Origin of the sequence: Gordonia insulae, assembly GCF_003855095.1 — a bacterium.
Classification (GTDB): domain Bacteria; phylum Actinomycetota; class Actinomycetes; order Mycobacteriales; family Mycobacteriaceae; genus Gordonia; species Gordonia insulae.
On sequence record NZ_CP033972.1, the window covers coordinates 3264766 to 3290005 of the forward strand.

Consider the following 25240-nt stretch of genomic DNA (forward strand, 5'->3'; position numbering starts at 1 on the left):
CGGAATCCCAGGTCGGGCGGCCAGCGATTTTCTCGAAGCGAGCGCCTACGCCGACTTCTTCGCTGCGGCCTTCTTCGCCGGCGCCTTCTTGGCCGCGGCTTTCTTCGCGGGGGCCTTCTTGGCCGCCGCCTTCTTTGCGGGAGCCTTCTTCGCCGGCTCCTTCTCGTCGTCGTCGCTCTTCGACGACGACCCACCCGACGACGGTTTGTCCTTCACCGACGCCCGCAGCGCGGCGAGCAGATCGGCCACCTCGGAGTCCTCGTCGGCTTCCGGTTCCTCGTCGCTCTCCGGGAATGCCTCGGCGCCATCGGCTTTGGCCTCGACGAGTTTGGACAGCTCGTTCTGATAGGTGTCCTCGAACTCGGTCGGATCGAAGTCCTTGGCCATCGTCTCGATCAGGGACGACGCCATGTCGAGTTCCTGCTTGCGGATCTCCGGGGCATCGTCGAGGAAGTCGAAGTCGGCCTTGCGGACCTCGTCGGGCCACAACAGCGTCTGCAAGGTCATGACACCGTCGACGACCCGCAATGCGGCCAGCCGCGTCCGGTTGCGCAGGGTGAAGTTGGCGATCGCCAGACGGTCCGTCTCCTCGAGCGCCTTGGCCAACAGTGCATACGCCTTGGGCGACTTCGACGCGGGCTCGAGGTAGTAGGGCTTGTCGAAGTAGATCGGGTCGACCTGCTCGGTGGGCACGAACTCCAGGATCGAGATCTCCGGGCTCTTCTGCACCGGCAGCGTCGCGAGGTCCTCCTTGGTGAGGATCACCGTCTCGCCCGCATCCGTCTCGTACGCGTTGGCGATGTCCGAGTAGTCGACCTCGGTGTCGGTTCCCTCACGGACCCGGCGGTAGCGGATGCGCGTGCCGTCCTTGGAGTCGACCTGATACGACTTGCGGTCGTGACTTTCCGTCGCCGAGTACACCTTGACGGGCACGTTCACCAGGCCAAAGCTCAGATCGCCCTTCCAAATCGAGCGCATGGAGTTCATTGTGCCATCGGATGCCCGAATCCTCGGGCCGGAACGTGGACAATGGTCGTCATGGCGGGTGGTGACGGTCTCGAGGTCGACGGTCGTCGCATACCGATCACCAACCTCGAGAAGGTGCTCTACCCGGAGACGGGAACCCGGAAGTTCGAGGTCGTCGACTACTACTCGCGTATCGCCGACGTCATGCTCCCGCATCTCGCCGGACGCCCGATCACCCGCAAGCGCTGGCCCAACGGCGTCGAGTCGATGCCGTTCTTCGAGAAGGACCTCCCCGCGTCGGCACCGGATTGGCTCGAACGGTTCGGTGAACAACACAGCAAACGGGTGATCACCTATCCGCTCGCGTCGTCGCAGGCCGACCTGGTGTGGTTCGGCCAGATGGCGGCGCTCGAACTGCACACGCCGCAGTGGCGTGTCCCGGCAACCGAGGGGTCCGCACCGAAGGCCGACCGCCTCGTCCTCGACCTCGACCCCGGCCCCGACGTCCCGCTCTCGCAGTGTGCCGAGGTCGCTCTGATGATCCGCGACATGCTGTCCGCGGCCGGACTCACCGCCTTTCCGGTGACCAGCGGCGGCAAGGGACTGCACCTGTATGCGCGGTTCGACCGTCCCGTCTCACCGGACGCCGCGCGGACCGTCGCCAAACAGATCGCCACCAGCCTGGCCGCGTCGCATCCCGCCGAGATCACCGCGACGATGTCCAAGTCGATCCGGACCGGAAAGGTCTTCATCGACTGGAGCCAGAACAGCGGCTCCAAGACGACGCTGGCGCCGTATTCGATGCGCGGTCGCGATCAGCCCTGGGTGGCCGCGCCCCGCACCTGGGACGAACTCACCGATCCCGACATCGGGCAGCTGCTCTTCCACGAGGTCCTCGAACGCGTTGCCGCGGAGGGCGATCTGCTGCGTGATCTCGACGACGCGCACGGACCCGACGACACCGCCGGCGCGGACGACACCGAGGAACTCGACCCCGACGCGGTCGCCGCGGCGGCTGCCACCGCTGCCCCCGTCGCGAATCCTGTTGTCAGCCTTGGTGAGTACCGACGCAAGCGGGATGCGGACAAGACGCCCGAGCCGTTCGGCGACGAGGCCCACCGCGAGCGCGGCGACGACACCGACATCGGTGCCGGACCGATCTTCGTCATCCAGGAGCACCACGCGCGCCGACTGCATTACGACTTCCGGCTGGAACGCGACGGCGTGCTGGTGTCCTGGGCGGTCCCGAAGAACCTGCCCGACGACCCCGGTCAGAACCGGCTCGCGGTGCACACCGAGGACCACCCCATGGATTACGCCGACTTCGAGGGCGACATCCCCGCCGGCGAGTACGGCGGCGGGCATGTGGAGATCTGGGACCGCGGCACGTACGAGACCGAGAAGTGGCGCGAGAACGAGGTGATCGTGCGTCTGCACGGCGAGCGCGTGCAGGGGCGCTACGCGCTCATCAAAACCGGCGACAAGAACTGGCTCGCCCACCTGATGAGCGACGAGCCGCGGCCCATCCTGCCGGACAGTCTCAAGGATCCGCGGCCCATGCTGGCGACCGACGAATCCATCGAGAACCTCGACGGGCGGGACTGGGCCTTCGAGGGCAAATGGGACGGCTACCGCATCCTGGTGCGCTACATCGACGGCGACTTCCGGCTGACGTCGCGCTCCGGGATCGACATGACCGCCGACTTCCCGCAACTGCGTTCCATCGCGGACGATCTCGGGCTCATCGACGTGGTCCTCGACGGCGAGGTGGTGGCACTCGACGCGAGCGGGCGCACCAACTTCACCCTGCTTGCCGCGCGCAACACCACCGATGACGACCTGACACTGAAGCTCTACATCTTCGACATCCTGTTCCTGAACGGGACGTCGCTGCTGCGCCGGCCGTGGTCACAACGTCGCGAACTCCTCGAGGAACTCGCCCCGGCGTTCGCGCGGTCGACCCACGCCGAGGTGCCACCGCTGCTGGACGGGCCGGGCCGGGCGGCCGTGGCGCACAGCAGGGAACAGGGCTATGAGGGTGTGGTCGCCAAGCGTCGGACGTCGACGTACCAGCAGGGCAGGCGCACCACGCAGTGGTTGAAACAGAAGAACTGGAGCGACATCGAGGTGGTCATCGGCGGCTACCGCCCCGGCCGCGGCAACCGCTCGGACACCATCGGATCATTGCTGCTCGGACTGCCGGAGGAGACCGGCCTGCGGTATGTCGGGCGCGTCGGCACCGGCTTCACCGACGCCCAACTCCGTTCCCTCGCCGCCGAACTCGAGCCACTGCGCATCAAGACCTGCCCGTTCGTCGACAAGCTGGACCGCCCGGTGGCGTCGAGTGCGGTCTGGGTACTGCCCAAGATCGTCGGCGAGGTCCGGTTCATGGACTGGACCACCACCGGCCACCTGCGCCATCCCAGTTGGCGTGGCATCCGGCGGGACAAACTGCCCGGAGACCTCTGACCCGAGAATCCATCCGAACGAACCGTGGAAAGGACTGCTGCCGTGCCCTCCGAGATGATCACCGTCGACACCCCCGACGGCACCGCCGACGCCTATCTCACCCGACCCGACGACGACGGACCCCACCCGGGTGTGCTCTTCATCATCGACGCCATCGGCCTGCGACCGCAGACCAAGGCGATGGCCGACCGCATCGCGTCGTGGGGCCATGTGGTGTTGGCGCCCAACGTCTTCTACCGTTCCGGCAGCGCGAGCGAGCTCGAGCCCACCGTCGACCTCACCGATCCATCGAGTCGAGACGAGTTCTTCACGGACGTGATGCCGCGGGTCCGAGGCCTGACCGACGACCTGGCGACCCCGGACCTGGCCGCCTACATCGACGCGCTTCGTGGCCTCGAGGGCGTCACCGACGGTCCCATCGGCGCCACCGGGTACTGCATGGGCGGCCGGCTCGCACTGCTCGCCGCCGCGACCCGCCCGGACGATGTCGGGGCCATCGGCATGTTCCACACCGGCGGACTGGTGACCGATGACCCCGCGAGCCCACATCGTCGGCTGCCCGACGTGCGTGCCGACATCTTGGCGATCCACGCCGACCAGGACCGCTCGCTGCCGCCGGAGGCGGTCGCCACGTTCGAACACGCGCTGACGTCGACCGGCGTCACACATTCGGCGTCGGTGTATCCCGGTGCGATGCACGGGTACACGATGGCCGACACCGCGGTCTTCCACCCCGAGGCGACCGAGCAGCACTTCACGGAGTTGCGGGCGCTGTACGCCCGGACGCTGCACTGAGCGAATCCACCGCGTTCGCCGACAGGAATCGCTGCGATCTGATTCATTTGGCTATCGACGGACACGGTGGACGAACGGAAGCAGGTACAGCGTGAACCGACACCTCGGCATGGGACTGCTGACCGCAGTCCTGCTCGTCGCCACGCCGGCGTTCGCCGCGTGCGGGACGGAGAACGAAGCGGGTGGCCCGTCTGCGAACGGATCGTCGGGGACCACCTCGCATGCCCGGCACTCGGCCGAGGCGGCGCGGGTGGCGCCCGGACCTCGTGCGGTCCCGCAGAAGGGCACCCCGACCACACCTGAACAGGCCGGCGGGCCGGGTGCCGTCCGCGCGCAATTGGCCTACCTGTGTTCCGTCGGGGACGCCGATGCGTCCTTCTGTACCGAATCAGGCCTGGCCGTCCCACCCGACCCCGAATCGTCGACGCCCGACCCGGCACAGCTGCGAGACCTGTGCTCCCGCGGCCAGGCGGCCGATGCGCTCTGTGGCGCAGCCGGATTCAGCATGCCTGTCGCCTCGATCGGCAGCGGCCCGGCCGACAGTGAGTTCACCCGGCTGTGCTCAGACGGAACCATCGACACGTCGACGTGTCGCGGCGCCGGATACTGACCAGGCGTCCAGGCCGCACGTCCGGGTGGTGTCGAGAGAGCTGTCAGAGTCCCTGACGCTGTCGCTGCTGGGCGACGAATCTGGCTGTCATCCGCTGCATCGTGGTCGGTGCGATCCGGGAGAAGCGCCACGCCGCCCGAGCCTGCGCCGGTACGACGAGCAGCGCCTTGTCACGTTCGACGGCGACCAATGCTTCCGCGGCGAGCCGGTCGGCGCCGTAGGCGGTGCGCACCCCCTGCCCGGACAGATAGAAGGTCCGGCCGTCGAATCCGCCGACCCCCTCGCCGTCGAGCAGTGGGGTCTCGACCGCGGCCGGGCACAGCGCTGTGACGCCCACGCCGTGCGCGGCCGCCTCCGAACGCAACGCCAGCGTCAGTCCGACGACCGCATGCTTGGTCATCACGTAACTGGTCATCAGTCCGGCGGCGGTGAGACCGGCCATCGACGCGGTGTTCACGATGTGACCGGAGTGCTGACGGATCATGTGCGGGTACGCGGCCGTGACCCCATGGACCACGCCGCGGATGTTCACGTCGATGATGGCGTCCCATTGGTCCGCGGTGAGGAGTTCGGTGTTGCCACCGAGGGCCATGCCCGCGTTGTTGAACATGAGGTCGAGGCGACCCGATGTCGAGACCACGTCGTCGACGAGGTGGCGGACGGCCTCACCGTCGGTGACGTCGAGGCGCACGGCCCGCGCCGACCCCGGTGCGGAACCCAGACCCTCGACGACGTGTCGCGCGGCGTCGAGATCCCGGTCTGTGCAGGCGACATCGGCGCCGGCCGCGACGAGTGCCCGGGTGAGCGCCGCCCCGATCCCCGAGCCGCCACCGGTCACCACCGCGGTCGCCCCGTCGAATCGCGTTGTTTCCTGGCCGCTCCTGCGCGCTCGTCGCCTCATCCGCCGACCATGATGTGTGGGCTGCGCTGTGTCAACCACCGACGTGTGGGCGGCGACACGGGACGTCGACGGATCGAGGGCCTCGTCGTGCCATCTGCGGACGGTGTGACTAGCCTCAGGTGAGTCCGTCACCTAGGAGCTTGTGTGTTCGTCGTCGCCCACATCAGCGACCTGCATTTCAACGGCACGCGGTACAACCGCCGCCGGATCGAATCGACGCTGGGATACATCAACGCCCGCGCCGACGGCATCGATGCGCTCCTGGTGACCGGCGACATCACCGACGAGGGCAGCGAGTCCGAGTACCGCGAGGCGCACGGTGTCCTCTACAGTCCGCTGCCGATGCTGATCACCGCCGGCAATCACGACCATCGCGAACGGTTCAACGCCGGCCTGCTCGGCCGGGAGACCAGCGAACCGGTCAACCAGGCCGAGGTGATCGGCGGCGTTCTGTTCGTCGTCTGCGACAGTTCCATCCCGGGCGAGAACGACGGCTATCTGACCGACGAGACACTCGCGTGGATCTCCGCGACGATCACGGCCGAGGGGGCGGCGACACCGGTGCTGATCGCCTTCCATCACCCACCCACGACGCTGGGTATGCCGTTCATGGACTCGATTCGGCAGACCGGCGAAGCCCGGCTGGCGGCGCTGGTCGACCGGCACCCGAACATCGTCGCGTTCCTCTGCGGGCACGCCCACACCCCATCGGTCACGACCTTCGCCGGACGTCCGCTGGCAGTCGCACCGGGCGCGGCGTCCACCCTCAATCTCCCGTTCGAGGGCACCGAGATCGTCAATCGCGGTCAGCCGCCGGGCATCGCGTTCCACTTCCTCGACGGCGTCGGTGGCCCACCCGACGGTTGGCGCCTGGTCACCCATTTCCGTTCGGTGATGTTCTAGGGACCGGCCGGAGGCGTGCCGTTGCGGGCACGCTCAGCGCGACATCTCCACCACGGTGCCCACACCCCGCTCGGCAGCGGAGTCCACGAGCAGTCGTGCGGTGACCAGGTCCTGGAGCCCGATGCCGACCGAGTTGAACAGGGTGATGTCCTGATCGGTGCGACGCCCCAGACCGCGATCGACGATGACGTCGCCGAGTTCGAGATCCACGGCGGCCGCACCGAGGTGGCCCTCGCCGATCGCCATCAGCACATCGCCCGATTTGGCCAACGCGGTCGCGCGGCTGTCCACCACGAGTCGAGCCGACCCCATTCCGGCACCGTCGATCTCGCGGTGATCGGCGCGAGGTGGAGCCCCGACGGCGTTGAGGTGCAACCCCGGCCGGAACCACGCACCCTGCACGATCGGATCGAGGGAGGGAGTCAGCGTGCAGACGATGTCCGCCGTCGACACGACATCCCGGGGCGACTCCGCGTACACGACCTCCACGTCGAGGTCGTCGATGAGTTGCCCGAACCGGTCCACGGTTGCCGCACTGCGCGACCACACGAACACCTTCCCGATCGGCCGGATCCGCGCGATCGCCCGCGTGTGCTCCACCGCCAGCGCGCCGGCGCCGATCAGCCCGAGCGAGGTACTCGAGTCGCGGGCGAGGTGCGCGGTCGCCACGGCGCTGGTCGCCGCGGTCCGGATCGCGGTGATCAGCCTGCCGTCGAGCAACGCCTCGCATTCACCGGTCTCCGCCGAGGCCAGCAGGATCGTCGACCGCTGCGCGGGCAGACCGATCTCGCGGTTCGCCGGCATGTCGGACAACAACTTCACCGCGCTGCTGCGGGCGCGGACCGAGGTGGCCGCCATCGGCAGAACCGTACCGGCTCCGATCGGCAGGACCGCCGGGGCCGGATTGGCGGCCGCGCCGGTCGACAGGTCGGCGTGGGCCTGCTCGACGGCGTCGTAGACGGCACGGCGATCGATCAGGTCGGCGACATCGGAATGGGTGAGGACGATGGCCATCACGGCCCCTTTCTGAGGTGGTCGTCAGACTCGTCCGACGTAGGGAACGGTCAGGCAGGACGGCGCCCGGCGACCGCCCACGAAGCCGGCGACCGCGACGATCGCGACGATGTACGGGAGCATCACCAGGACGGCGTACGGAATGTCGACGCCGACGGCGGGCAACGCGAACTGCAGCGCCCGGGCGATCCCGAAGAAGACTGTCGCCACGAGGATTCCGGTGATCCGCCAGCGGCCGGCGATGACCGCGACCACCGCCAGGTAGCCCATGCCGGCAGTCATGTTCTCGCTGAAGGAGCGAACCTCGGACAGCGCGAGCTGGGCGCCGGCCAGTCCGCCTGCGCCGGCCGCGATCAGCACGCCGAGCACACGGATGCGATTGACCGCCAGCCCGGTCCACCCGGCGGAGGTGGCGTCCTCGCCGACGGCGTCGATGCGGATGCCCGGCATCGTGTGTGCCGAGAACACCACGGCGAGAACGATGATGACACCGATGCACAGATAGCCGAGCAGCGTCTGGCCGAACAGGGCGGGCCCTACGATGGGCAGGTCGTGCAGGACGGGGATGTCGAGATCGGCGAATGCCGGTACCCCGGTGCCCTTTCCGTCGGCGAGCAGGATGCGCGCACCAAACGTCGTGAGGCCGAGCGCCAGCGCATTCGCGGCGATGCCGATGACGATCTGGTCGGCCCGGAAGCGCACGCTGAGCAATGCGTTGCCGACACCGAACACCAGGCCCGCCGCGATCCCGGCGATGACGCCGACACCGGCCGATCCGGTGGTGACCGCGGCGAGAACACTGGCGAACGCACCGCACAGCATCATGCCCTCCATGCTCAGGTTCAGGACCCCGGCGCGCTCACTGATCGACTCCCCTGCCGCCGCGAGCATCAGCGGGATGGCGAAGGCGACTCCGCTGGAGAGGATCTCGGTGATCATGTCGACGCTCATGCGGGCACCTCCACGTCGGTCGAACGGGTCGTGGACGGATCGTCGGCGTCCGGTTCATCTGGTGTGCGGGATCGGCGAGCGGTGGTGGTCCACCACGCGGTTCCGGCGATCAGGAGGATCAGCACGCTCTGCACGACGGTGATGGTCGACGACGGGACACCCGCGGCGAGTTGCAGATTGATCCCGCCGGACACCAGGAACCCGAAGAGCAGCGAGACGCCGGCCACCGCGGTCATCGAGCCGCGGGCCAGCAGCCCGACGACCAGCCCGCTGAACCCGAACCCCGACGAGAAGCCCTCGGCGAGGACGAACGGTGCGGTCGTGACGAGCAGGCCGCCGGCCAACCCGGAGAACCCACCCGCGGCGGTCAGTCCGAGGAAAGAAGTACGGTCGACCGGGATCCCGAGCCGGGCCGACGCGGTGGGTGACAGCCCCACGGAGCGGAGGCGGAGCCCGATCGCACTGTTCCGCAGCATGATCCCGACGATGACGGCCAGGACCACGGCCGCGATCAGGGCGATGGTCGCCGGGTTCTTGGACAGACCGAGAAGGGGCAGATGAGCTGCCGGCGAGAGTGATTCGGACTGGGGCAGGGTCTCCGAAGAGGTCATCGGCTGCCGCAGCAACGAGGGCTCGTGCACCATCAGGACGACCAGCGCGAGCCCCACGAAGTTGAGCAGCAGCGTGGTGATGATCTCACTGGTCCCGCGACGCACCCGCAGCCACGCGGCGATCGACGCCCAGGTGGCGCCGGCCAGGATAGCCGCGGCCAACGCGAGTGGCAGTCCGAGCGACACCGGAGTCGACGCCGGTAGCGACACACCGACTGCGGTGGCACCGATCCCGCCGAGGCAGATCTGACCCTCGCCACCGACGTTGACCAGACCGGCACGGTAGGCGATCGTGAAGCCGACGGCCACCAGCATGAGCACGGCGGCGCTGTTCATCGAGGTGCCGACGGCGAACGGGGAACCGACGGTGCCCTCGATCAGGGCGTCGATCACCTCTGCCGGACCGGCGCCGGCAGCCGCCGCGAGAGCGAATCCGACGGCGGCGGCGATGACGAGCGCGCCGACGGCGACCACCAGCGGGTGGCGCGGATTCAGCGCCGGGGTCGCCGAGCGGAGCTGTATCCGTGGCCGTGGCAGTGTCATTCGCCCACTCCTGTCAACAGTCGGCCGATGGTCTGGGCGGCGCGTGGATCACCGGTGTCGACCGATCCGCGCAGACCGCCCCGGTAGGCGACCGTCACCCGGTCGCAGACCGCGATGAGTTCGTCGATCTCGCTGGAGGTCACCAGAACTGCTGCGCCGGCGTCGGCGGCGTCGCGGAGCCGGTCCAGCACGAAGGCGACCGCCCCGACGTCGAGTCCGCGAGTCGGTTGGGCCGCGACGACGACCCGCAGTCGGTCGGTCGCGAGTTCGCGCGCCAGCACCACCTTCTGCTGGTTGCCGCCGGACAGTTCTCCCATCGTGGTGTCCGGGCCGGGTGCACGCACGCCGTAGGCGGTGATCGCGTCCGCCGCATCGACACGCATCCGTCGGCGATCCAACAGTCCCCAGCGCCGGTAGTTCGCCAGACGAGGCATCGCGATGTTCTCCGCGATGGACAGCGCCGCGACCATCCCCTCGGCGTGCCGGTCCTCCGGGATCACGGCGACACCCGCACGGGTACGCCGCGCCGGCGATGTGTCGGTGAGGTCCTCGCCGTCGACGCTGACCGTCCCCGCGTCGGGGGTCGACGCGCCGGACAGCACCGCGGTGAGTTCCGACTGCCCGTTGCCCTCGACGCCGGCGATGCCGACGATCTCGCCGGCCCGTACGGTCAGGTCGACGTCGGACAGCGCGGTTCGACCGTCGGCCCCCTTGACGGTGATCCCATTGACCTGCAAACAGATCGGCGCATTCGTCGGAGTGTCGCGGCGCGGCGCGCGTTCGGCGGTCACCGGTGGCGCGTCGCCCAGCATGAGTTCGGTCAGCGTCGACAGCGAGACGTCGGCGAGGCGCCCGCCGCCCACGACCGTGCCGCCGCGCAGCACGGTGGCCTCGTCGGCGGCGCGGGCCACCTCGGCGAGCTTGTGGGTGATCAGCACCACCGACTTTCCGTCATCGGTCAACGCGGCACACGTGGCCATCAGGGCGTCGATCTCGGCGGGGTCGAGGACGGCGGTCGGCTCGTCGAGCAGGATCAGCCGCGGATTCCGCAGGAGCGCCTTCACGATCTCCACCCGTTGGCGCGCACCGACACTCAGGTCGCGGACCGTCGACTTCGCGTCGACGCTCAGTCCGTAGGTGTCGGCGATGCGGTCGAGGTCGCCGGCCAACTCCCGCCGGGCGGGGCGGAAACCGTCGCCGCCCAGCAGGAGGTTGTCGCCGACCGTCATCGTCGGGATCAGCGAGAAATGCTGATGCACCATCGCCACCCCGGCTCGCAGTGCCTCCACCGGACCCTGCGGCCGGTAGTCGGCGCCGGCGAGCGTCATCCGGCCCGCGTCCGGGGACACCGTGCCATAGATCGCGTTGCACAGGGTGGACTTGCCCGCCCCGTTCTCGCCGAGGATGCAATGCACCGAGCGTGGTTGCACCGCAAGGTGAACGCCGTCGAGGGCGCGGACGCTGCCGAAGGATTTGCCCACTCCGTCGAGCGTGAGCAGCGCGGTCGTGTCGGGTGTCACCGTGTCGGGTGTCATGGTGTCGGGGGTGATGGTCATCGTCGGTCCCGGTCAGTACGGGGTGACCGAGCCGTCGGCGATGGCCGTCTTGGCGCGGTCGACGGCCTGCTTCACGGCGGGATCGGACGAGCAGATGATGTAGTCGGTGCCCCCCTTGTCGCTGGTCAGCCCGAACGGGACCTGCTCGGCCCGCCAGGTGCCGTCGAGGGTGGAGTTGACCGCGTACTCGACCTCCGTGCCGATGTCGGTCCGCACGTATCCGCTGTAGACGGCGTTGGTGCAGTCTCCGGGGATGGGTCCGCCGCTCATGCGGTTTCCGGTCTCCTGTGCCGCCTGTTCCATACCCTGCTTGCCCAGGTTCACGATCTGACTCAGCACGTCGGCGCCGCCCGCATATGCGGTGGACGCGGCCTGCTTGGCCTTGGCCGGGTCGTTGAAGTCACCGACATACTGCGGTGGGAGCACCTTGATGTCCGGCCGGACGAAGGTGGCTCCGTTCTGGAAGGCCTTTGCGGAGTTGACGATCGCGGGCAGCTCCACGCCACCGACGAATCCGACGGTACCCGACTTGGAAGCCGCCCCGGCTGCCGCGCCCGCGACGAACTCCGCCTGGGCCTGCTGCGGGTCGTAGTACGCGAGATTGGGCATCGGCTCGGCGTCGGCGGGTCCACCGATCTCCACGAACTTCACGTCCGGGAACTGGGGCGCAACCTTGCGGAGGTCCGCGTCGGTCTGCCCGCCCACCGAGATCACCAGGTCGTTCTCGGAGGCGAAGCGCTGCAATGCCTGCTGGTAGTCCGCCGCGGCGACCTGCTCGACGTAGCTGGCGTCGACCTTGTCCCCGAGCTGTTCCTGAATGCGGGTGTAACCGGCATAGGCGGACTGCATGAATCCGGTGTCGTTGACCGAGCCGGGCAGGAAGACCCCGACCGACAACACGTCCGAGTCACCGTTCTCCCCGGACGATCCGCATGCCGTGAGGCCGAATGCGAGTACACCCGCCGCGACGAGTGCGATGGGACGAAAGCGTTTCATGGGAGCTCCCCTGGATTCCGGTGGTCACCACTTAGCGGTATACCGTTACTAGAAGAGTCCACTCGGGTCATTTCCGTTGCATTACGCGGCAGTAAGAGTGCGGTTACCGGTATACCGCTAACTTCCCCACGGCTATGCTGGCTCTCGACGCCCACAGAGATGAGGACCATCGTGACCACCGCCGCGTCCGATTCGACGAAGAAGTCGTTGCGCGAGCACGCCTATGACGAACTGCGCACGCGGATCGTCGGACTGGACCTCCCGCCGGGAACGCGACTCGTCGAGCGCGACCTGGCCGCCGAACTCGAGGTGTCACGCATCCCGCTACGGGAGGCGATGCAGCGGTTGCAGCAGGACGGGCTCGTCGTCATGGTCCCGCGTCAGGGCGCGATCGTCGCACCCTTCACCGTCGACGATGTGCGCGACCTGTTCGACGTGCGAGAGGGCCTGGAGGTACTGGCCGCCCGTCTGGCCGCCGAACGGGCGACGCCCGAAGGCCTCGATTCCCTTGCCACCCAACTGGACATCGCCCGTACTGCGACCGCGCGCGACGACAAACCCGCCATCGCGGCGGCGAATGCGGGATTCCACACGATCATCGTGGACCTGGCCGCGAACCCGCTGCTGGAAGGCATCCTGCGACCGCTGGAGGCGCGCACGCAGTGGCTCTTCCACCTGACCAAGGACCGGGACCCGGGCGTCCAGTGCCGCGAGCACGAGGAACTGCTCGCCGCGATCGCCGCGCACGATCCCGATCGCGCGGCGGAATCCGCCTTCCACCACGTGCATTCCGGACGCGCGACCAGCCTTGCGATGGCTGCCGAATGGTCGGCATCCGACCTCGACCCGATCCAGCTCACCAAGACCCGTCGACGCTAGACATCGTCTGCGTCGACGGGTCCCGGACGAGCGCTACGGCAACAACGACTCCGCACGTGCGTCGGTACCCGCGAGCCGGACACCGGTGGCGGTGACCTCGAAGACCTGCGCGGTCGGGATGTCGAAGAACAGTCCCACCACACGCAACCGGCCGTCGGTGGCCGCGGGCCCGACCACCGGATCCCGCATCAGGTTCTCCATCTGCTTCGCGACGTTGACCACGGCGAGCTGATCGACCTCCGGGAACCCGGCCTCTGCTGCGGCCCGACCGGCCGGATGGTCGAGCCGGAAGGCAGCCAGGCTGGGAATCGCGTGACCGAGCCACGAGCCGATCTTGCCGTCACTCGTGTCGGCGCCGGCGAGCATCGCCTTCATCGCACCGCACGACGAATGACCGCAGACCACAACCGAACTCACCCCGATCTCACCGATGGCGAACTCGAGCGCGGCGGCCACCGACGTGTCCGTGGATCCCTCACCGGGAACCAGGTTGCCGACGTTGCGGACGGTGAACAGGTCGCCGGGACCGCTCGCGGTGATGATGTTGGGCATCAGTCGCGAATCGGCGCACGTGAGGAACAACGAGTCCGGGTCCTGACTGTGGGTGACGTCGGAGGTGGCCGCGCGCAGGACGTCGGCGTGGTCGCGGTGGTACTCCGACACCCCGCCCATGATCGATTGCAGCGATGGCGGAGTCGCGGCGCAGGGCGCGTCGCCGTTGTTCCGCCGGCTGCGCCACGGGGTGAGTCCGATGATGCCGGTGGTGTGCCGGCGCGGCGGCGCCTCGCGCGCATGATCGAGGCGCGCCTTGCCGCGTTCGAGCACCAGCACCGAGCCGCCGGTCGCCTCGTGCGCCCACTTCCAGTCCTCGATCGCCTCGGTGGCGGCGTGATCGAGGAAGTCGACGTCGAGTTCCAGCGTGACGTGGGCGGCCTCGGGCACCGCGGTGAGCGCCTTGTTCAGCTTCGGCAACGAGAGGAAACTGAGCGAGCCGCGGGCCCGGATCAGCCACTGCCGCGAACCCTCGGTCCCGAACGGCTCCGAGGTGATCTCCGCGCGGACGACGCGCCACACCACCAGTGCGATCGCCAGCGCCAGTCCGATGGCCACGCCCTCGAGAAGATTGAGGAACACCACCGAGGTCACCGTGACCGCGTAGACCCACAGGTCACCGGTCTTGAGCGCGGTCTTCATGTGGGCGAGCTTGACCAGCTGGATGCCGATGACCACCAGCAGGCCGGCCAGCGCCGCGGTCGGGATCTGTTCGACGAGACCGGTGAGCAATGCGGCGAACACCAGGACCCAGACGCCGTGCAGGACGGCGGATGCGCGGGTCTTCGCGCCGGTGGCGACGTTGGTGGTACTGCGCACGATGACGCCGGTGACCGGCAGACCACCGAGCAGCCCCGAGGTGATGTTCGCGCTGCCCTGACCCAGCATCTCGCGATTGAAATCGCTGCGGGGACCGGTGTGCATCTTGTCGACCGCAACCGCGGACAGGAGCGATTCAACGCTGGCGATCAGTGCGACGGTGATGATGCCCATGACCACCGCACCCCAGTTGCCGGTCGGCAGTTCGGGCAGGGCGATGGCCTCGAAGAAGTTGCCGTCCAGTGAGATCCGTTCGATGTTCAGACCCAGGATGACGGTCAGTGCGGTCGCCACGACGATCGCAACGAGCGGTCCGGGCACCTTGCGCACCGACACCGGGAGCATCGTCCAGGTCAGCATCATGACGATCACCAGACCACCGATGACCGCACTGGGCCAGTCGATGTCCATCAGATTCGCGGGCAACTGGGTGACGTTCTCCCACGCGGTACTACCCGATTCGCCACCGAGCAGCACGTGGATCTGCTGCAACGCGATGGTGATACCGATCCCGGCCAGCATGGCATGCACCACCACCGGCGCGATCGCCAGGGCCGCGCCCGCCTTCTTGCTGAGTCCGAACAGGATCTGCAACAGGCCCGCGGCCACCGTGATGAAACATGTGATCTTCCACCCGAAGTTGGCCACCAGTTCCGCGACGACGACCGTCAGACCGGCCGCGGGTCCGGATACCTGAAGCGGGCTACCGCCGATCAGGCCCGCGACCACACCGCCGACGACCGCGGCGATCAGGCCGGCCATCACCGGGGCATCGGACGCTATCGCGATACCCAGCGACAGCGGAAGGGCGACAAGGAAGACCACCAATGACGCAGGGAGGTCGTACCTGAGGTTGGCGCGGATCCCGCGCAAAGAGGACATCTCCGACATCTGCATGAACTCGACCGTACCGACGGGATGTTAAGCCGAGCTTTCATCGCGGCTGTGAATCCTGTGAGAACAGCCAAAGGCAGCACCGCGATGTGGGTCACTTCACCCGATCGCCCTACCCGACGTGAATCATGCGTATCTGCTTATGTTTTCGTGGTGGAGCGGACGGTCGCTCAGTTGGCTTCCGACGATCCCGTCCCGAGCAACGTCTCGAGCAGCTTCCCGCCGAACTCCGTGATCAATCCGGGTCCGGTGTCCGGAAGGTTCTCCGGCAATGGCAGACCGAGCTGTCGGGTCGCCGGGATCTTCGCGGTGCGAGTGGCTTCGAGCCGGATTCCCTTCTGCTGGTCGCGCGTCAGCGGTGTCGCATACTTGGCGATATCGGTCGCGGTGGTCACCGTCGCGACGGTCCGCAGCCCGACGGCAGCGAAATCTGCTGCGCCACGGCGGATATGGTTGGGTGACGTGACCAGGATGATGTTGCTGACACCCTGCGCGCGAAGGATCTCGGCGGTGTTCTGCGCGTTGGCCACGGTGGAACCGGACCTGCCCTCCTCGGTGATGCGGGCGGCGTCGACCCCGTTGGCCACCAGCCACTTCTTCATCGCCGCCGCCTCGGTGATGCCCGCCTTCGGTACCCCACCGGTGACGACGATCGGTGCGGTGGTGGTGGTTTCGGCCTGCGATTTGCCGGCGGTGACCCGTCGGACGAGTTCGGGAGCCATCTTTCCGTCGCGGTTCAACCCGAACCCGAGCACGACGATCGCGGCCCGCCCGGCAACGGTCTTCGGCGTGGTGTCCGGGACGATCTGTGCGGCCGCGGCCACGCCCTCGATGATGTTGCGGGCCGCGGTCGCCAGAGCCGGGTTGATCCCGCCCAGGCGCGCCAGCGCAGCCTGCCGGGTGGCGGCATCGTCGGCCTGGTCAGACCAGATGGCTTGCAGAGCAAGCGCATCCGGGTCCACCGGCACGATGGAGAGCGCCTGCTTGATGGCGTCGAGGCCGCCGGGGACATCGCCCGCGGCGAACTTCTGCTGCGCCGAGTTGTAGAGCTGGGCCGGATCGACAGTGGTGGCCACGGTGGCCACGGATCGCTCCGACACGACGGGCATCGTCCCGACGGCGACACCGCCGATACCGGCGACGGCGATCACCGCCATCGCAGCAGCCCGACGTCGAGTCACTCTGGTCACATTTGTCACTCACGTAACAGTAGGACGTCCGTGCAACACCGGGGCACCCGTCCGATCCCAAGTCGATAACACCCACCGCCGAGATGGCGATCTCCCGCTCACGCAGTTCGTTCCCGCTCATCCGGAGCGGATGAGCGGGAACGAGCCGGGTGAGCGGGAGGTCACCGGTGCAGGCCGACGACCTTCAGCAGTTCCGGGCGACGCAGGACCAGGCCGACCCACATCAGCACACCCAGGTAGACGGCGAACAGGGTGGTGCTGACGAGCGGCGACTCGACCCGCATGTTGGCGGTGACCGCACCACCGAGATAGGCGGTGATGCCGAGCGCACCGAGCACCGCCGTGCGCGGGATCACGTACACGACAAGGCAGATCAACAGGACGGTGCCCATCACGTAGGCCTGCTCGATCGGGAAGCCGAGCTTGGCGGTGCCCTCGACGACCGCCTCGGGCTGAGTCAGCTTGCCGACGACGTCGAAGGCGAGGAAGGCGCCGACGACGACGCTGATGACGACGCCCACGATCTGCCGCACGCTGCGGGTGCCGGTGGTGCCGACGGTGGACGGGGTGGTGGTTGCGGTGGCCATGACGAGCTCCTCGGTGGGTGGTGTGTGGTGTTGTGCTGAGATAGACACCACCCACCCGGAAAACTCATCGTCGCCGAGAACGACGGCGGTTACAGCGCCTTGAGCTCCTCGATGACGCTGTCGACGCTCTTCTTCGCGTCGCCGAAGAGCATGCTGGTGCCGTCGCCGTAGAACAACGGGTTCTCGATGCCGGCGTAGCCGGAACTCATCGACCGTTTGAGCACGATGACCGAGCGGGCCTCGTCGACGTTGAGGATCGGCATGCCATGGATCGGGCTGCTCGGGTCGTTGCGCGCCGCCGGGTTGGTGACGTCGTTGGCGCCGATGACGATGGCGACGTCGGTGCGGTTGAACTCACCGTTGATGTCGTCCATCTCCTTCATCGCGTCGTAGGCGACGTCGGCCTCGGCCAGCAGCACGTTCATGTGCCCGGGCATACGGCCGGCGACCGGGTGGATCGCGTACTTGACCTCGACACCCTTGCCCTCCAGCAGCCCTGCCATCTCCTTGACGGCGTGCTGGGCCTGGGCGACGGCGAGTCCGTAACCGGGCACCACGATGACCTGGTTGGCGTAGGCCATCTGGATCGCGGCGTCCGCGGCCGAGGTCGCCTTCACCGTGCCACCGGCATCTCCGGCGGCACCGGCAGGTCCGGCATCGCCGCCACCGAACGAACCGAAGATGATCGCCGGGATGGACCGGTTCATCGCCTTGGCCATGAGGTTGGTGAGGATCGAACCCGATGCGCCGACGATCATGCCGGCCACGATCATCGCCTGGTTGTTGAGCGCCAGACCCGCTGCCGCGGCCGACAGACCGGTCAGCGCGTTCAGCAGGGAGATGACCACCGGCATGTCGGCGCCGCCGATCGGGAACACCACGAACAGGCCCATCAGGCCGGCGATCACCAACAGCAGCACGATCCAGAACCACGGCGTCGCCGACGTCGAATCCGCGCTGATGCCGATGTAGACGGCGATCGCAACCGCCGCGATGGCCAGCACGATGTTGGCGAACTGGAAACCCTTGGCCGCCTTGACCAGAGACTTCTCCAGGTTCTTGTTCAGCAGTTCCTGGAGCTTGGCGAACGCCACCAGCGAACCCCAGAACGACACCGAACCGATGATCGCGGCGAACAGCGATCCGACGATCACATGCACATCCGGGGTCTCGCCGACCGCGGTGAACCCGTCGGTCTCGATGTACTCCGCCCATGCGATCAGCGCGACGGTGCCACCACCGACACCGTTGAACAGCGCGACCAGCTGAGGCATCGCGGTCATCTTGGTCTTGAGCGCCGGCGGGATGCCGAGCACCACACCCACAGCCAGGCCGACAACGATGAGCACCCAGTTGATCGTCGGGACCCCGACGTCGCCGGCGTTGTTGTAGACGCCCAGCAGGGTCGCGACGATCGCGATGCCCATTCCGGTGGCGGCGATCCAGTTGCCCCGCACGGCGGTCTTGGGTCCGGTCAGACCCATCAGGCCGTAGATGAACAGCGAGAACGCGATGATGTAGAGGACGGTGACCCCGTAGCCGAGGCCCGCCGACACCTGCCCCGACGATTCCACGGCGAGGTTCAGGCTCGTTGACTGCAGGACGGGCGCGCTCACTTGGCGGTCTCCTTCTTACCCTTGAACATGCCGAGCATGCGGTCGGTGACCGCGAAGCCGCCGACCACGTTCAGCGTTCCGAACACGAGAGCGACGAACGCGATGATGCGCACACCCCAGTTGGCGTCGGCGGGCAGGGAGCCCAGCACCACCAGGGCGCCCAGCACGACGATGCCGTGGATGGCGTTGGTGCCCGACATCAGCGGCGTGTGCAGCGTGTTGGGGACCTTGGAGATCACGGCGAAACCCACGAATCCGGCCAGCACCAGGATCGCGATGTTCGCGAGCAGTTCATTGTACATCAGGCCACCGCCTCTTCGCGTGTCACGCACGACGCGGCGAGCACCTCGTCGTCGAAATCCGGTGCGATCGCCCCGTTGTCGTCGAGCATCAGCTCGATCAGTGCCAGCAGGTTCTTCGAGTAGAGCTCGCTGGCGTGCTCGGGCATCGTCGCAGGGAGATTCAGCGGCGAGGTGATGGTCACGTCGTGCTTGACGACGGTCTCGCCCGGTTCGGTCAGCTCGCAGTTGCCGCCGGTCTCGCCGGCCAGGTCGACCACCACGCTGCCGGCCTTCATACCCTCGACCGCGGCGGCGGTGACCAGGCGCGGCGCGGGGCGGCCCGGCACCAACGCGGTCGTGATGACCACGTCGAAGCTCTTGATCGCGTCCTCGAGCGCCTGCTGCTGCTTGGCGCGCTCGTCGTCGGTGAGCTCGCGGGCGTACCCGCCCTCGCCGGCGGCGTCGATCCCGAGGTCGAGCCATTGCGCACCGACCGAACGGACCTGCTCGGCCACCTCCGGACGCACGTCGTATCCGGTGGTGCGACCACCCAGACGCTTGGCGGTGGCCAGCGCCTGCAGGCCGGCGACGCCCACACCCAGGACGAGTACCGTTGCCGGTTTCACCGTTCCGGCCGCGGTCGTCATCATCGGGAAGTAGCGCGTCGACAGATCCGCGGCCACCACGACCGCCTTGTAGCCGGACACGTTGGCCTGCGAGCTGAGCGCGTCCATCACCTGGGCGCGGGAGATACGCGGGATCGCCTCCACCGCGTAAGCCTCGACACCCGCCGACTTCAGCGCACCGATCTGGTTGTCGGCGTTGCGCGGCGCGAGGAAGCCGATCAGCTTCTGACCACTGCGCAGCCTGCCGATCTCCTCGTCCGACGGCGGTGCGACCCGCACCACCACATCGGCCGAATACGGGTCACCGATGGTGGCGCCCGCCTCGACATAATGCTCATCGGGGATCAACGCCCCCAGACCGGCTCCCGATTCGACGATCACCGGGACACCCTTACCGACAAGCGAGCCGACGACCTTGGGAACCAACGCCACTCGGCGTTCGCCCGCGGCAGACTCGCGCACGACACCCACACTCATGATTCTCACCTTGTCTGGTTTCACACCGGGCAGACCGGACCCCGCGGTCGATGCCGACATCACGGCCGCGACGGGCCGCGATGCACCGGGAGCGATGCACTGTCACCCGGCTCACAAAAACGTGCGACGAACATAGCATGACCTCACCTGATGGGGGCGTCCCAGTCGGATTGGTCACTTCCCTCTTGACTGAACATGTTCCACCATGGGTGGACAGTTGTCCAGCCTAGTGTCCAGTTGTCACTCGCCCGAGGTCGAGGTGTTTCCGCCGTCGGACGACTCCGACGACGAGCCGTCCGCGTCGGAGGCGTCGGAGGTCTCGGTGTCGGCGGCGGCGGTCTCGGACGTGTCGCTCCCGGTGTCCGGGGCATCGGTGTCCGGAGTCTCGGTGTTCGGGGTCTCGGTGTCTGGGGTCTCGGCGGGACTCTCGTCTGCACTCGCGGTCTCGGCGACGGGGCTCGACGGCGTCACATCCGCCGGGTCGGTCGACGTTCTGGCGGGCGTCGTGGGAGGTGCCGCCGGGGGTGCCGTGGTCGAGTCGTCGGCGGTCGTGTCGTCCCTCAGCCGGTCCTCGACGTCGGGGTTCCGGTCGGGGTCGGTGACCGGGACGGTCAGTCCGAGCTTGTCGGCGACGATGTCCTGCAGTTCGCGCGGGGTCGGGATCACATGTCCGGCGATCGTCGCCTGCTCGCCCGGCATCGGTACGGGGACGACCGCGCTGACGAAATCGTCGAACTCCTTCGGGACCGGCACACCGAGGTCGCGCAGCACCATGCCCCACGGATTGCCGCCGTCGTAGACGGTGTACGTGGTGTTGTTCTCGGTCCAGGTCTTGGCGACGTCGTATTCGTTGATCCGATAGGTGAGGAAGGCGTGCACGTAGAAGCCGGGGATCAGATAGAAGAAGGTCGACACCGGGTTGGCGAAGGGATTGCCCACGCCGCAGGTCGCGTCGCCCCGCACGCAGTACGAGTGGACCTCGACGTCCCCGGTGTCGGCGGTGTCGCGATCGCCGTTGGTGTACATGCCGGGGATGAAGCTGGGGACGACGTTCTCGACACCGGTGTTCGGGAATCGGGAATCCGCACCGAGGACGACGATGATCTTCTCGTCGGGGATGGTGCCGCGCTGCCGGAGCATGTACGCGACGTCCATCGCCACGGGGGCGCTCTGCGAATAGCCGTTGATGACGATCTTCTGATCCGGGTTGGCGGCGTAGGCGGCCTCGGCGGCGGCCACCCCCTTGGCGGTGCCGATCTCCACCGATTCGTTGAACGTGCCGGTGCCCGCGAGGTAGATGGGGAAGTCGCCGATGGTGAACCCGAACGCGGCCGGATAGTTGACCACCTGCACGGTCGGCTGATGCGCGGGATCGACCCCGAACATCCCGATGTCACGGGTCCGGTTGAGCTGATCGGCCCCGTCGTAGTCGGTGGTGCCGGGGATCAGGATGACGGTGTCGTCCTCGGTGAGCTCGGGCATCCAGGTCGGCTTCGCGATGACGGTCGGCTTGGATTGGTCGATGGTGACCGGCGGGTCGATGTCCGGGAAAGTGATCGGGCCGATCGTCAGCGCCTGCGCGCCGCCCGAATGGAAACCCGGCTGAAGAAATAGCCCGACCGTCAGGAAAACAGTCAGCGACAACAGAATTCGACGCACGATCCCTCGACCCACTCCGGCGACATGAAAGTGAGCAGAGTGTACCGACGCGCGCTGGCGAGCGGAGGGTGAACACCGGAATTGTGAGAACTCCCCGTACCAGACGATGCAGAGCCCTTTTGCACGCCCGCTCCCGGGCACCGATCGGGTCAGGACACCTGGTAGGTCCGGGAGTCGAGTCCGGTCGCCCCGTCCGGGATCGGTGACGCATACGTCTCGACCTGCGCGCGGCCTCGCCGATCGATGGCACGGCAGTACACGGTGTGATCGCCCGGCGTCGCGACCCAGGTGAACCGCCACTGACGCCACGTGTCCAGCGAGTACTCGGTGGCGAGTTCCGCACGCTCCCACACGCCGTCGTCGATGCGCACCTCGACGGCCCCGACACCGGTGTGCTGCGCCCATGCGGTACCGGCGACGATCACCTCACCCCGCTCGACATCCGCCCCGGATGCGGGGCGGTCGATCCGCGAGGCGAGTTTGATGGGCCCGAGCGCAGACCATCCGCGGGTCGTCCAGTACGCCTGGACATCCGAGAATGTGGTGAGCTCCCAGTCGGTCACCCACTTCGTCGCCGAGACGTACCCGTACAGGCCGGGCACGACCTGCCGGACGGGGTAACCGTGCTCGACCGGCAGCGGCTCGCCGTTCATGCCGACCACCAGCAGCGCGTCGCGGCCGTCGGTGACCGCGGACACCGGTGTGCCGCAGGTCCAGCCGTCCGCGCTCGTGGACAGCAACATGTCGGCGCCCGGCCGCACCCCGGCGCGGTCCAAGAGGGTTTTCATCGGCACGCCGAGCCACCGTGCGTTCCCGATCAGGTCGCCGCCGATCTCGTTGGAGACACACGTCAGGGTGACCAGCCGCTCGGTCATCGGCATGGCGAGCAACTCGTCCCAGCCGATCCGGATCTCGTCGTCGACCATGCCGTGAATCCGCAGCGACCACTCCTGCGTCGTCAGACTCGGCACCTGCAGCGCGGTGTCGATCCGATAGAAGTCGTTGTTGGAGGTGACGAACGGCGTGGCGTCGGGAACCTGCAGTTCGGCCCCGGCGGGTATCGGCGGGGCGGCGGACCGTGGCGTCGGCAGCAGAACGCGGGTCCGGTCGGCGACGGTGTGTGCGGCGTCGGCGAGCACCCGCCGGCTCATCACCCCGACCACCGCGGCCAGCGCGGCGATTCCGCCCGCGGTCAGGACGAACCGTCGGCCGACCGCACGGGATGCCGGTTGGCCCGCATCGTCTTCGGCCCCGCTGCCGTCGGCCCCGTCGGACGCGGTCGGCGCTGTCTCGGCCGGCCGCAGCATGCCGACCAGAATCCGCAGGACGAGGATCGCGACCAGTCCGGCGAGGATGGACGGGATCGCGTATGTCCACCGCGAACCCGGACGGTCGAGGGCTGCGATGGCGCCGACGACACCGAACAGTCCGACGATGACCGCGCCCGCCGGCGGTCGGTGCCGCTCGGCGAGACCGCACCCCGCGGCGATGGCGGCGATGATCCAGCCCATACCGATGAACAGCGCGAGCTTGTCCGAGGTGCCGAAGGTGTTGATGGCCCATTCCCGGACCGCGGTCGGCGTGTGGTCGACGACCGCGGAACCGACCGCGAAGTACGGCGATGCATTGAGGTCGACCATGACCGCGGCGACCTCGCCGACGGCGAGACCCGCACCCACCGCGACGATGCCCGACAGCGCAGCCGGCCAGAGTCGGCCGGACGAACGCGCGGTGGAGGTCACACTCCTTGATACCTCAGTTGTGGGTGCAGAGGGTGGGTGCGCAGAGGGTGGGAGCGCAGCAGGTGGGTGCGCAGAGGGGGGGGTGCGCAGAAGGGGGGCCTCAGTCGGCCGCGACCGTCGTCGCCTGCTTCGCCGCGTGCCGCCCGGCCCGCCGGCCGAAGTACGACCCCTCGCCGAGCTGGGTACCACTCGCGTAGCCCTTGCCGTCCTGCGCGATGTTCGCCGCGCACGCGCCGGCCGCGTAGAGCCCCGCGATCGGGCTGCCGGCACCGTCGAGGACCTCGGCATCGATCGAGGTGGCCATGCCGCCCATGGTGAAGCATGAGTACATCGCCTTGCCGAGGCTGAGGTCGAACGCGCCCCACGGGCCGCGGTCCTGGGGTGCGAGGAACTCGGCGGCCTTGTGGAACTCGGGGTCCTCTCCGCGGGCGGCGTGCTCGTTGTAGTCGGCGAGCGTCTTCTGCAGCCGCCCTTCGGGAATCCCGAGATCGGATTCCATCTCGGCGACCGTCTCCCAGCCGTCGATGAGATTGATCAGTGGCACCTCGGGTCGCCGCATGTGCGCCTCGTCGACGATGAGGAACGCGGCCGAATCCGGTTGATCCATCACGAATCCCGAGGTGCGGGAGTGGTAGGAATCCTCCGCGACGAACCGGTCGCCGTTCTTGTTCACCACGATCCCGGTCAGCAGGATGCTCGGCGGGTAGATCGGTGCGGTCACGAATGCCTGATCCATGTGTTTGAGTGCGGCACCGACGGATTCGCCGAGTCGGATGCCGAGCCCGTCGTCGTAGGTGCTGCCGAGGGTGAACGGCTTCTCCGCGACGTGCGGGACGTAGCGTGCCACCATCTCCTCGTTCATCACGAAACCACCGGCGGCGATGATCACCGAGCGCGCGCGGATGACACCCTCCTCGCCGGGACGTTTCCACGAGGCGCCGACCACGGCTCCGGCCTCGTCGACGACGAGTTGTCGGGCGCCGGTCTCGTAGCGGATCTCGGCGCCGAGCTCGGTGAGTCGTTTGACGAGCAGATCGACGACCATCGACGCACCACCGGTATCGCCGGGCACCGGCACCTTGTGACCACGCGGAGCGGGCGTGGCGATGTTCTTGAACGGCCATACCTTCTCGTTGCCGGTGAACATCAGGCCCTGGGTCTGCGGCTGGATGACCGCCTTCTCCGGGTAGAAGCTGCGTTCGAAACTGAAGCCGAGGGCCTCGAGCCAGGTGAAGTGGTCGACGCTGTCGACGCAATAGGCGTGGATCTTGTCGGGTTCGGGGTCACGCGACACCGCGGTGATGTACTTCTCCATCTCCTCGGCACTGTCGTCGTGTCCGGTGGCCTGCTGCACCGCGGTCCCGCCACCGAGGTAGAAATGCCCTCCGGCCATACAACTGGTGCCGCCCGCGGCCGCCGCGCGTTCGAGGACGAGCACCCTCGCACCCGACGCCGCGGCCTCCACCGCCGCACTGCCACCGGCCACACCACACCCGATGACCAGCACATCCACCTCGTCGGAGAAGGTCTCCACCGAGTCGAGAGCGATGGTGTCCGGGATCTCAGAACCTGCCATGTCCACAGGGTAGACGATGGACTAGAA

At 67.9% G+C, this 25240-nt stretch carries 21 protein-coding genes; 5 read left to right on the top strand and 16 right to left on the bottom strand.

Annotated features, from left to right (window positions below; all coding sequences use genetic code 11):
- Positions 1-45: 45 nt before the first annotated feature.
- The gene (gene ku / locus D7316_RS14820) at positions 46-978 is read right to left on the bottom strand and encodes a non-homologous end joining protein Ku (RefSeq protein ID WP_456298021.1); all 933 of its coding nucleotides are present in this window, start codon (positions 976-978) and stop codon (positions 46-48) included.
- 60 nt (positions 979-1038) lie between these two features.
- Between ku and D7316_RS14825 the strand changes: the two genes are divergently transcribed.
- The 3 genes from D7316_RS14825 (at position 1039) to D7316_RS14835 (ending at position 4840) form a co-directional block, all read left to right on the top strand.
- Entirely contained in the window at positions 1039-3435 is a 2397-nt protein-coding gene (locus tag D7316_RS14825) for an ATP-dependent DNA ligase (protein WP_124708925.1), read from the top strand.
- Positions 3436-3477: 42 nt separating this feature from the next.
- The gene (locus D7316_RS14830) at positions 3478-4230 is read left to right on the top strand and encodes a dienelactone hydrolase family protein (protein ID WP_232016919.1); all 753 of its coding nucleotides are present in this window, start codon (positions 3478-3480) and stop codon (positions 4228-4230) included.
- A gap of 91 nt (positions 4231-4321) precedes the next feature.
- Positions 4322-4840: a hypothetical protein gene (locus D7316_RS14835; protein WP_124708926.1), complete on the top strand. Its 519-nt coding sequence runs from the start codon at positions 4322-4324 to the stop codon at positions 4838-4840.
- Positions 4841-4883: 43 nt separating this feature from the next.
- On the opposite strand, the gene D7316_RS14840 is transcribed toward D7316_RS14835, so the two are convergent.
- Positions 4884-5741 (bottom strand): SDR family NAD(P)-dependent oxidoreductase, encoded by an 858-nt coding sequence (locus D7316_RS14840; protein ID WP_124708927.1) that lies wholly within the window; start codon positions 5739-5741, stop codon positions 4884-4886.
- A gap of 144 nt (positions 5742-5885) precedes the next feature.
- Between D7316_RS14840 and D7316_RS14845 the strand changes: the two genes are divergently transcribed.
- Positions 5886-6644 (top strand): metallophosphoesterase, encoded by a 759-nt coding sequence (locus D7316_RS14845; protein ID WP_124708928.1) that lies wholly within the window; start codon positions 5886-5888, stop codon positions 6642-6644.
- Between the two features lie 33 nt (positions 6645-6677).
- Here the strand turns inward: D7316_RS14845 and D7316_RS14850 are convergent, their stop codons facing one another.
- Genes D7316_RS14850 through D7316_RS14870 form a run of 5 tightly spaced genes read right to left on the bottom strand, consistent with a single transcriptional unit; the run spans position 6678 to position 12315 of the window.
- The gene (locus D7316_RS14850; protein WP_124708929.1) at positions 6678-7658 is read right to left on the bottom strand and encodes an ornithine cyclodeaminase family protein; all 981 of its coding nucleotides are present in this window, start codon (positions 7656-7658) and stop codon (positions 6678-6680) included.
- A 24-nt stretch (positions 7659-7682) separates the two neighbouring features.
- On the bottom strand, positions 7683-8609 hold the full coding sequence (locus D7316_RS14855; protein WP_124708930.1) for an ABC transporter permease: 927 nt from the start codon (positions 8607-8609) through the stop codon (positions 7683-7685).
- On the bottom strand, positions 8606-9763 hold the full coding sequence (locus D7316_RS14860; protein WP_124708931.1) for an ABC transporter permease: 1158 nt from the start codon (positions 9761-9763) through the stop codon (positions 8606-8608). Before D7316_RS14860 ends, D7316_RS14855 begins: the two co-directional genes overlap by 4 nt.
- Positions 9760-11319 (bottom strand): ABC transporter ATP-binding protein, encoded by a 1560-nt coding sequence (locus tag D7316_RS14865; RefSeq protein ID WP_232016920.1) that lies wholly within the window; start codon positions 11317-11319, stop codon positions 9760-9762. Before D7316_RS14865 ends, D7316_RS14860 begins: the two co-directional genes overlap by 4 nt.
- Before the next feature lie 12 nt (positions 11320-11331).
- Positions 11332-12315: a BMP family protein gene (locus tag D7316_RS14870; RefSeq protein ID WP_124708932.1), complete on the bottom strand. Its 984-nt coding sequence runs from the start codon at positions 12313-12315 to the stop codon at positions 11332-11334.
- A gap of 171 nt (positions 12316-12486) precedes the next feature.
- On the opposite strand from D7316_RS14870, the gene D7316_RS14875 reads away from it, so the two are divergent.
- Positions 12487-13194 (top strand): GntR family transcriptional regulator, encoded by a 708-nt coding sequence (locus tag D7316_RS14875; protein ID WP_232016921.1) that lies wholly within the window; start codon positions 12487-12489, stop codon positions 13192-13194.
- Between the two features lie 33 nt (positions 13195-13227).
- On the opposite strand, the gene D7316_RS14880 is transcribed toward D7316_RS14875, so the two are convergent.
- The 9 genes from D7316_RS14880 to D7316_RS14920 form a co-directional block, all read right to left on the bottom strand.
- Entirely contained in the window at positions 13228-15462 is a 2235-nt protein-coding gene (locus tag D7316_RS14880; protein WP_164473799.1) for a SulP family inorganic anion transporter, read from the bottom strand.
- A gap of 167 nt (positions 15463-15629) precedes the next feature.
- Positions 15630-16616 (bottom strand): YdcF family protein, encoded by a 987-nt coding sequence (locus D7316_RS14885; protein ID WP_124711360.1) that lies wholly within the window; start codon positions 16614-16616, stop codon positions 15630-15632.
- Between the two features lie 194 nt (positions 16617-16810).
- On the bottom strand, positions 16811-17236 hold the full coding sequence (locus tag D7316_RS14890; protein WP_124708934.1) for a DoxX family protein: 426 nt from the start codon (positions 17234-17236) through the stop codon (positions 16811-16813).
- A gap of 89 nt (positions 17237-17325) precedes the next feature.
- Complete coding sequence (locus tag D7316_RS14895) at positions 17326-18822, bottom strand: NAD(P)(+) transhydrogenase (Re/Si-specific) subunit beta (RefSeq protein ID WP_124711361.1); 1497 nt, start codon at positions 18820-18822, stop codon at positions 17326-17328.
- A 26-nt stretch (positions 18823-18848) separates the two neighbouring features.
- On the bottom strand, positions 18849-19154 hold the full coding sequence (locus tag D7316_RS14900) for an NAD(P) transhydrogenase subunit alpha (protein WP_124708935.1): 306 nt from the start codon (positions 19152-19154) through the stop codon (positions 18849-18851).
- Positions 19154-20236 carry a Re/Si-specific NAD(P)(+) transhydrogenase subunit alpha gene (locus D7316_RS14905; RefSeq protein WP_124708936.1) on the bottom strand — a complete coding sequence of 361 codons (1083 nt, stop codon included), beginning with the start codon at positions 20234-20236 and terminating at the stop codon, positions 19154-19156. Before D7316_RS14905 ends, D7316_RS14900 begins: the two co-directional genes overlap by 1 nt.
- 240 nt (positions 20237-20476) lie before the next feature.
- Complete coding sequence (locus D7316_RS14910; protein WP_124708937.1) at positions 20477-21895, bottom strand: cutinase family protein; 1419 nt, start codon at positions 21893-21895, stop codon at positions 20477-20479.
- Positions 21896-22044: 149 nt separating this feature from the next.
- The gene (locus tag D7316_RS14915) at positions 22045-23637 is read right to left on the bottom strand and encodes a molybdopterin-dependent oxidoreductase (protein ID WP_232016922.1); all 1593 of its coding nucleotides are present in this window, start codon (positions 23635-23637) and stop codon (positions 22045-22047) included.
- Positions 23638-23737: 100 nt separating this feature from the next.
- Complete coding sequence (locus D7316_RS14920; protein ID WP_124708938.1) at positions 23738-25213, bottom strand: FAD-binding protein; 1476 nt, start codon at positions 25211-25213, stop codon at positions 23738-23740.
- Positions 25214-25240: the final 27 nt, after the last annotated feature.

Bases quoted from the DNA above. Each gene is read 5' to 3' on its own strand.
- ku (WP_456298021.1), bottom strand. From the start codon at position 978: ATGCGCTCGATTTGGAAGGGCGATCTGAGCTTTGGCCTGGTGAACGTG.
- D7316_RS14825 (WP_124708925.1), top strand. From the start codon at position 1,039: ATGGCGGGTGGTGACGGTCTCGAGGTCGACGGTCGTCGCATACCGATC.
- D7316_RS14840 (WP_124708927.1), bottom strand. From the start codon at position 5,741: ATGAGGCGACGAGCGCGCAGGAGCGGCCAGGAAACAACGCGATTCGAC.
- D7316_RS14850 (WP_124708929.1), bottom strand. From the start codon at position 7,658: ATGGCCATCGTCCTCACCCATTCCGATGTCGCCGACCTGATCGATCGC.
- D7316_RS14855 (WP_124708930.1), bottom strand. From the start codon at position 8,609: ATGAGCGTCGACATGATCACCGAGATCCTCTCCAGCGGAGTCGCCTTC.
- D7316_RS14860 (WP_124708931.1), bottom strand. From the start codon at position 9,763: ATGACACTGCCACGGCCACGGATACAGCTCCGCTCGGCGACCCCGGCG.
- D7316_RS14865 (WP_232016920.1), bottom strand. From the start codon at position 11,319: ATGACCATCACCCCCGACACCATGACACCCGACACGGTGACACCCGAC.
- D7316_RS14870 (WP_124708932.1), bottom strand. From the start codon at position 12,315: ATGAAACGCTTTCGTCCCATCGCACTCGTCGCGGCGGGTGTACTCGCA.
- D7316_RS14880 (WP_164473799.1), bottom strand. From the start codon at position 15,462: ATGCAGATGTCGGAGATGTCCTCTTTGCGCGGGATCCGCGCCAACCTC.
- D7316_RS14885 (WP_124711360.1), bottom strand. From the start codon at position 16,616: ATGGCGGTGATCGCCGTCGCCGGTATCGGCGGTGTCGCCGTCGGGACG.
- D7316_RS14890 (WP_124708934.1), bottom strand. From the start codon at position 17,236: ATGGCCACCGCAACCACCACCCCGTCCACCGTCGGCACCACCGGCACC.
- D7316_RS14900 (WP_124708935.1), bottom strand. From the start codon at position 19,154: ATGTACAATGAACTGCTCGCGAACATCGCGATCCTGGTGCTGGCCGGA.
- D7316_RS14905 (WP_124708936.1), bottom strand. From the start codon at position 20,236: ATGAGTGTGGGTGTCGTGCGCGAGTCTGCCGCGGGCGAACGCCGAGTG.
- D7316_RS14920 (WP_124708938.1), bottom strand. From the start codon at position 25,213: ATGGCAGGTTCTGAGATCCCGGACACCATCGCTCTCGACTCGGTGGAG.